This is a genomic window from Thermanaeromonas sp., assembly GCF_021890735.1.
In the GTDB taxonomy this organism is placed as follows: domain Bacteria; phylum Bacillota; class DSM-521; order Neomoorellales; family Neomoorellaceae; genus Thermanaeromonas.
On record NZ_JAKKUR010000087.1, the window covers coordinates 1 to 7135 of the forward strand.

Annotated in this window: 8 protein-coding genes; 5 read left to right on the forward strand and 3 right to left on the reverse strand. The window is 48.1% G+C overall.

The window, feature by feature from the left end:
• The 4 genes from L5656_RS09880 to L5656_RS09895 form a co-directional block, all read left to right on the forward strand.
• A partial coding sequence (locus L5656_RS09880) for a creatininase family protein (protein WP_297202497.1) occupies nucleotides 1-603 on the forward strand: 603 nt, incomplete at its 5' end.
• A 241-nt stretch (nucleotides 604-844) separates the two neighbouring features.
• Entirely contained in the window at nucleotides 845-1858 is a 1014-nt protein-coding gene (gene iolG / locus L5656_RS09885; RefSeq protein WP_297202500.1) for an inositol 2-dehydrogenase, read from the forward strand.
• A 189-nt stretch (nucleotides 1859-2047) separates the two neighbouring features.
• Nucleotides 2048-2863, forward strand: coding sequence for a sugar phosphate isomerase/epimerase family protein (locus L5656_RS09890; protein WP_297202502.1), 816 nt, complete (start codon nucleotides 2048-2050; stop codon nucleotides 2861-2863).
• Nucleotides 2864-3105: 242 nt separating this feature from the next.
• Nucleotides 3106-4455, forward strand: coding sequence for an MFS transporter (locus tag L5656_RS09895; protein WP_297202504.1), 1350 nt, complete (start codon nucleotides 3106-3108; stop codon nucleotides 4453-4455).
• On the opposite strand, the gene truD is transcribed toward L5656_RS09895, so the two are convergent.
• From truD to L5656_RS11445, 3 genes are all read right to left on the reverse strand, one after another.
• A complete protein-coding gene (gene truD / locus L5656_RS09900; protein WP_297202506.1) occupies nucleotides 4444-5667 on the reverse strand; it encodes a tRNA pseudouridine(13) synthase TruD in 1224 nt (407 codons plus the stop codon). The genes L5656_RS09895 and truD overlap by 12 nt on opposite strands.
• Before the next feature lie 69 nt (nucleotides 5668-5736).
• Entirely contained in the window at nucleotides 5737-6075 is a 339-nt protein-coding gene (locus tag L5656_RS09905) for a type II toxin-antitoxin system VapC family toxin (protein WP_297202508.1), read from the reverse strand.
• A gap of 72 nt (nucleotides 6076-6147) precedes the next feature.
• Nucleotides 6148-6321 carry a CopG family transcriptional regulator gene (locus L5656_RS11445; RefSeq protein WP_366018261.1) on the reverse strand — a complete coding sequence of 58 codons (174 nt, stop codon included), beginning with the start codon at nucleotides 6319-6321 and terminating at the stop codon, nucleotides 6148-6150.
• A 209-nt stretch (nucleotides 6322-6530) separates the two neighbouring features.
• Between L5656_RS11445 and L5656_RS09910 the strand changes: the two genes are divergently transcribed.
• The coding region (locus L5656_RS09910) for a bifunctional 2-keto-4-hydroxyglutarate aldolase/2-keto-3-deoxy-6-phosphogluconate aldolase (protein ID WP_297202510.1) at nucleotides 6531-7135 on the forward strand (605 nt) is incomplete at its 3' end.

A 7135-nucleotide genomic window follows, 5' to 3' on the forward strand; every position in this document is an offset into this window, starting at 1 on the left:
AACCACGGCCACCTGTGGATGTTAGAATCCGCTATCCACGAGTTTATGAAGAGGTTCCAGTTGCCAGGAATTTTCCAGGTGGTTGACTGGCACCGGGCTGTGCGGGAATTCTTCTTCCCTGTAGACCGGGAAGATAGCTTACAGACTCATTTTGTTCACGCCGATGAGGCGGAAACTTCTATTGCTCTCCTTTTGTTCCCTGGAATGATAGATATGAGTGTAGTGCAAGATGCTGAACCGGAGAGCTTCCTGCCCGTAGGGCACTTCGATACAGCAGTGGACGCCTTTAGGCGCCCCCACCGGTGGTCAGAAGGGGAGGGGCATATGGCCATTGAACGGGCTGCCACTCCCCAGGGAGTAGTAGGTAAGCCCAGCCTGGCTTCTGCTAAAAAGGCTAAGCGCCCTGTGGCTGCTATTCTAAAGTATCTCACCCTGCTTCATGACCAGATCTTAGAAGCCTTCCCGCCTGGTACTGTACCGCCGGTAGAGAAGGTTACCTTAAGGACGGAAGAAGAGATGCGGCCCTTCTTAAAAGAGCCTTTAAGCGAAGGCTGGAAATCAGTATACGAACTGCCCCTGATAGGGCCTTTCCACAAGCTATAGGTTTGCTCAAGGCTATAATAGCTGGTACGGAACAATTTGGGGTACTTCTTCGAAGCTCGCAAATTCTATAAGTCTAAAAAGGCAAGCAGTACCCGCTCCTTTACCGCAGCAGGAATAGGATAAAGCTTCTCGTAAAGGAGCGGGTACGTAACCTTGTTGGCTGCTGTGGGGACCGTCCCCGCACGTAACCTGTTAGGGGGCTGAGTAAACCTTAAGCAGTACGACATAGGGGGAAAAGTTTATGAGTAAAAAGATAAAAATAGGGTTGATAGGTGCTGGCCGGATCGGGAGGGTGCATGCTGAAAATATACGTTTTAATGTTCCTGAAGCGGAAGTGGTGGCCGTCGCCGACCTGTATAGTGATAAGATAAAGGATTGGGCCTTAAGCTTAGGGATTAAAAATGTGTTTACCGACAGCAGCAAAATTATGGAAGACGAAGACATCGATGCGGTCCTCATCTGTTCTTCTACCGATACCCATTCTTCTTTAATAATCGAGGCTGCCCGGGCGGGCAAGCATATCTTCTGCGAAAAGCCTATAGATTTTGATCTAGCTAAGATACGGGAGGCCCTTAAAGAAGTAAAAAAGGCCAAGGTTAAACTGCAGGTCGGGTTCCAGCGCCGTTTTGATCCTAGTTTCAGGAAGGCCTATGAACTAATCGGGCAGGGGAAGATAGGGGATATCCACCTTATCAAGATTACCTCGCGAGATCCCCAGCCCCCTCCGCTGGATTATATAAAGGTATCCGGAGGTCTTTTCCTGGACATGACTATCCATGATTTTGACATGGCGAGGTATTTGTCTAGGAGCGAAGTCACGGAAGTTTATGCCCTAGGTGGGGTACTTGTCGATGAAGCCATTGGCGAAGCGGGCGATATAGATACCGCTATTGTTACTTTAAAATTCGCTAACGGTGCCCTAGGAGTGATAGATAACAGCCGCCGGTCGGTTTACGGGTACGACCAGCGGGTAGAGGTCTTCGGGTCACAAGGATGTATTATGGTGGGCAACGATACGCTGACACATACCGTATTAAGTACGGCCGAAGGATTTTTAAGCGACCGGCTCCAGCACTTTTTTATGGAAAGGTATAGGCAAGCGTATATAGAAGAAATAAAAGCCTTCGTCGAGAGCATCTTACAGGATAAAGAACCTCCGGTTACCGGGATAGATGGATTAGCACCGGTGCTTATTGGCCTTGCTGCCAAAAGATCTTTGGTCGAAGGCAGGCCTGTGCCTATAGAGCGTGTTTAGACCACCTGCTACCTTAAAGCCCAGAAAAGCCAACTGAATACAGTGCATCCTGTAGGGTGTGTCTAGAGCCCCTGCTACAGTACCAAACAATCCGGCGGCAAAGTGAAAATCCTTGGTCGCCAAACTTAAGCCCTAAAAAAGTGAAGCCTTGGATGTGTAAGGCTTCGGTTGATGGAGGTTTTTATAGAGATGAAATTAAGTGTATCTATAGTATGGGAAGCTAGCGATTCTGCCCCCTTCCTGCTACGGGGGCCTTATGTTACAAGCATAAAGAAAGCGGCTGCCTTGGGTTATGAGGCCGTAGAAATCCATGTCCGGGATCCTCGGGAACTCGATGTGGACCAAATTTTAAAGGCCTGCCAGGAGGAAGGGATAGCCGTTTCTACCTTAGGAACCGGCCTGGGCTACGTAATAGACAAACTTAGCCTTACCCATCCGGAGCCTAAAATAAGAGAACAAGCGGTAAACCGGCTCCTCCAGCATATAGAAGTAGCTTCTTACTTAGGGGCGGACGTCATCATCGGCTCCCTTCGAGGGAGCATAACTGATAGACAAGAGGCCAAAAAGTACGAAAGGTACGCGGAGGAAGGTTTGGCCTTTTGCTTAGAGAGGGCTAAAAAGCTTGGGGTAACCCTTTTTCTTGAGGCCATTAACCGCTATGAGACCAATTTTATTAACACGGCCGCAGAAGCCTTAGGATTCCTATCTAGGTTTGCCCCCGATTTATCTCCTTATTTTAAACTCCACCTGGATACCTTTCACATGAATATTGAGGAAGCCGATCCAGTCCAAAGTATAAAAATGGTAGGGGAAAATTTGGGCCATATCCACTTTGCTGATAGTAACAGGCTTTACCCTGGCGGAGGGCATATCGATTTTAAAAAGATAATTGCTGCCTTAAAGGATATCGGGTATCAAGGGTATATCGCCCTGGAATGCCTGCCCTGTCCTTCCCCAGAAGAGGCGGCAATAAGAGGATTACGATATGTCAGATCGCTTCTTTAAGGAAACTCTAGCATTGCTGCCCGTCCCCTTATCCTACTTGACGGTAGTATTAATTGATAGTATTATTTCAGTACCGATACACCCTTACAAGGGGTGAAAAGCTTTGAAAACAGTCAAGGTTTCCAAGCAAAGGCTTTTATAATCACCACTAACCCTAAGCACTTCACGTCGATATCTAAGCTCATAGTGCGAGACCTACGCGAGGAACTTGTTCCCTATTCATTTTAGAGGGAGGAGAAAGTTTGAGCATAGCAGCACGGTTAGAAAGGTTGCCTTTAAGTTCTTTCCATTATAAGTTACTTCTTATATGTGGCCTGGGCTGGCTATTTGATGCTATGGATGTTGGTCTCATATCTTTTGTTTTGCCTGCAGTCGCCGAGTTTTGGGACCTAACGGCCAGCCAGATAGGTGCCTTAGGAAGCATAGGCATGGTAGGTTTGGGTTTAGGGGCCGTTATTGGCGGGACGCTAGGAGATATCTATGGTCGCAAACGCGTTTTTACTATTACTTTGATAATTTATGGAATAGCCAGCTTTTTATGCGGTTTGTCTACTAGTTATGCTACGTTAATGTTTTGGCGGTTTGTTGTAGGGCTAGGGCTGGGGGCCGAGATACCCGTTGCTTTTACCCTGGCCAGCGAGTTTTCTCCTGCTAGCCAGCGGGGGCGCATGACCGTTTTACTGGAGAGTTTTTGGGCTTTTGGATGGCTTGCTGCCGCGCTTATCGGATATTTAGTTGTTCCTCGCTGGGGGTGGCGTGTAGCCTTCTATATAGGTAGCCTGCCGGCCTTATACTCGGCAGTATTGCGTTGGCTGCTCCCAGAGTCTCCTAGGTATTTAGAAAAAATAGGGAAAAAGGCAGAAGCGGAAGAAGTGGTGGCTAAAGTAGAAAGGGCGTGCGGGATAGCCCCAGGGACAACTGAAAAGTATGTTGAAGCAAATGCTATCGAAGAGACGCCTGAAGCGCTTAAAAAAGCTAAATTCTCTGAGCTATGGAAAGGCAGGTTTGTGCGTCGCACCCTCTGCCTCTGGATACTATGGTTTGGTATTAACATCGCTTATTATGGGATTGTAATTTGGCTACCCACCCTCATGGTGGGTAGGGGGTTCGGGATAGTAAAGAGCTTTGAGTATGTGCTTATTATGTGTGTAGCCCAGATTCCGGGCTATTTTAGCGCGGCCTATTTGGTTGATAAAATCGGGAGAAAACCCACCTTGACTGTTTATTTGTTGTTAAGCGGTGTGGCAGCGTATATGTTCTCTTCCTCGACTACTGTGGCTCAGGTTATTGGATGGGGCTCTGCTATTTATTTCTTCAATCTGGGCGCATGGGGTGTGCTATACGCGTACACGCCTGAGATGTATCCCACCCACTTGAGGGCTACTGGCGCCGGCTGGGCTTCCTTCTGCGGCCGCATTGGTGCTATTATCGCACCGATGGCGGTAGGTAAAATTGTCTTTTACCTGGGGCAACAAGCAGCTTATCCTGTAGTATTTGGCTTAATCGGGGTTGTTTTCGTGGTCACCGCTTTGGCCATGTTAACTTTGGGTATTGAAACCAAGGGTAAAACTTTGGAGGAGCTAGCGGGGTAAAAACGTGTCTGGCATGGTCAGCCTTTTTATGAGCATCGTTCCGTAGCTTCCCCGTGGCAGGGTAAAGGAAAGGCGGAGCTTTTGTTTCCCCGGATACAGGTCATCGGCTTCCGGGGGTTCTATTTTTAAGTCATAAGGGATAACTATGGCCTCCCGTGGAGTGGACTTAAAAAATGCCTGCCTAATTTTAGAAAGGTTAAAATGGCTGGGTTTTAGCCCCCTCTCTTCCAGAATCCCTTTAAATAGCCGCTCGCTTAGGGTATCAGCAAAGTCCATGCGTTTAGCAGCCAAAGGGAGTTCCAGAGTTTTAAGATAAAGGAGTTGCCCTTCGTCCAGGCGCCGGTAAAAGAGGTAGGGGCCGGCTGCTCCGGGCACGGCTGTCAACTCAAGCTTTAGCTCTTTCAAGATCCTCCTTAGCAATTCGTTCCAGAGGAAGCTCTGATAAGCCGCAAAAAATAAAGAAAGTTCTTCTCCGGGAATCAGGCGAAGGGCTTCCAAAAAGGCTTTGGGCTTTTGGGTAAGCAAGGCAAATATTCTCTTTTCCATAGTAGTTTTAGCGTAAGATAAACACGTGTTCCAATCCCCCCAGTGCTGGCGGAATAAGCGCTTCCGCTCCTTGGCTTCCCTTTTCTCCTCTTTATAAATGGCGGTGAGGTAGATTTCCAGGGCGCCCTTATAGTGTTTTTTAAGCAGCCTTTCGGCCAAGAACCCCCTTTCCCGGTCTAGACTGCCAAAACGCTGGTCGTCAAAATAATTGGGATACCCGAATTCCTTTACTTCATCAACTTGGCGGACCAGGCGCGAAACCTCTTCATCGTCCAGGGCCCGTAGGGTTATGTCGAAAGCGTTACCCTTAATGAGGTCGGGGCCCATGGGGCGGTCCATATAACCTATGGCTTTTAGAGAAAAATTTTTATCTACAGTTGTTAAATCAGCCGGATGCTTAATACTTACATACTGGAAGGTATGAGCATGCCTATCCTTTTTGCCGCCGTAAGAAAAGAGGCGATAAGGGAGATTATACTTGCGGGCAAGTCTCAGCAGGAGATCGACCGTATTCCATCCTTTTTTTTCTAAAAGGTATACCCGGTAAGGGGCCGAAGGCTTAAGGGGAAGATAAGCTATCTCCTTCACTACAAAGTCTTCAGGGATCACCTTGAGTTTCATTGATAAACCTTCCTTCGCAAACCTATAAAACGCTACGGTTCGCAAATAAAGGCCTTTTGGCGTCTGGGACCGTAGCGATAGATGGCAAAATGGCGATCAAAGGTAAATACCCGCTCAATACGTAAACGTTCCATTACTGCAAAGGTGGTACAGTCGGTGAAACTGACGGTTTGGTCTGGGAAAGCGCTTAAGTATATGCCACGCCGCTTCTATATCAGCTTCCTCCAACGTTATTATAGAAATATTGGCTTCCCGCAGTGTTTCCCAAAAGGTAATAGCTAAGGGTCGGCCCAGGCGAGCTGCTAGCAGTGTCCAGGTTTCGGCTAAGATAATGTCAGTAGTAACTAGGGGTATCACACCTGCTACCTCTTCGTAAAATTCCTTCGCTCGATGGTGGTTTTTATCCGAAGCATCACAGATAGCATACCAAGCTCCGGTATCAACCATTATCATCGAGCAACGCCTCCACAACATAAAAGTCGTGTCGCTCGGATACGTCTTTCTTTTCGCTTCTTCCCATTCCTACTATTCGAAGAAAAATTCTTTTGGCACCGTTGAAGGCTTCCCTTGGCGCTCCAGGTGTTCAGTTACTATTTGGCGTATCAATTCGGTAAGAGAAATGCCTTTTTGGGCTGCTTCTTTTAAAAGTGCACGATGTTGCTCAGGATGAAGGTAGATTTGTGTCCTCTGCACCCACATCACCCCACTAACGTTATGACGCTAAATATCATTTTGTGTCAATGTCATTATTGCATTATTGCATGATAACAATACTAGCCTCTTTAAAAAATGTTCCCCTTGAAAGAAGGGATAAATCTTTTTGTGTTGAATATTATCATAAAGCGAACCATAGTTTCATAATGTAAACCACCATCAAAGCCAAAATATAAACTGGAGGGGAAGGACCTATGCAAAAGCTTAAAACCATGCAGCGCATCATCGAGTGCGGCATCGTAGCTGTAGTGCGGGCGGAAGGGCCGGAACAAGCGCTTAAGATTGCGGAGGCCATCAAGGCTGGAGGTGTGGAGGCCATCGAGATCGCCCTTACCGTTCCCGGCGCCATAGACGTCATCCGGGAGCTCGCCCGGACCTACCGAAACGGGGAGATTCTCATCGGCGCCGGAACGGTCCTGGACGCCGAGACGGCGCGGGCAGCCATACTCGCGGGAGCCGAATTCTTAGTTAGCCCCTGTTTGAATTTTGACATGATCAAGATGTGTAACCGGTACCAGAAGGTCAGTATGCCTGGAGCTATGTCAATAAAAGAGGTGGTGGAAGTGATGGAGGCGGGCGGCGATTTTGTAAAACTTTTCCCTGGGAGCGCTTTCGGCCCGGAAATAGTGAAAGCCATTAAAGGCCCGCTACCTTACGCACCTCTGGTCCCCACTGGTGGGGTAAGCCTTGAAAACGTAGCCGAATGGATTAAGGCCGGATGCGAGGCCGTAGGCGTAGGTGGCGAGCTTACTAAAGGAGCTAAGACGGGCAATTACGAGCTGGTAACCGAAACCGCGAA

Bases quoted from the DNA above. Each gene is read 5' to 3' on its own strand.
- iolG (WP_297202500.1), top strand. From the start codon at position 845: ATGAGTAAAAAGATAAAAATAGGGTTGATAGGTGCTGGCCGGATCGGG.
- L5656_RS09890 (WP_297202502.1), top strand. From the start codon at position 2,048: ATGAAATTAAGTGTATCTATAGTATGGGAAGCTAGCGATTCTGCCCCC.
- L5656_RS09905 (WP_297202508.1), bottom strand. From the start codon at position 6,075: ATGATAATGGTTGATACCGGAGCTTGGTATGCTATCTGTGATGCTTCG.
- L5656_RS11445 (WP_366018261.1), bottom strand. From the start codon at position 6,321: ATGTGGGTGCAGAGGACACAAATCTACCTTCATCCTGAGCAACATCGT.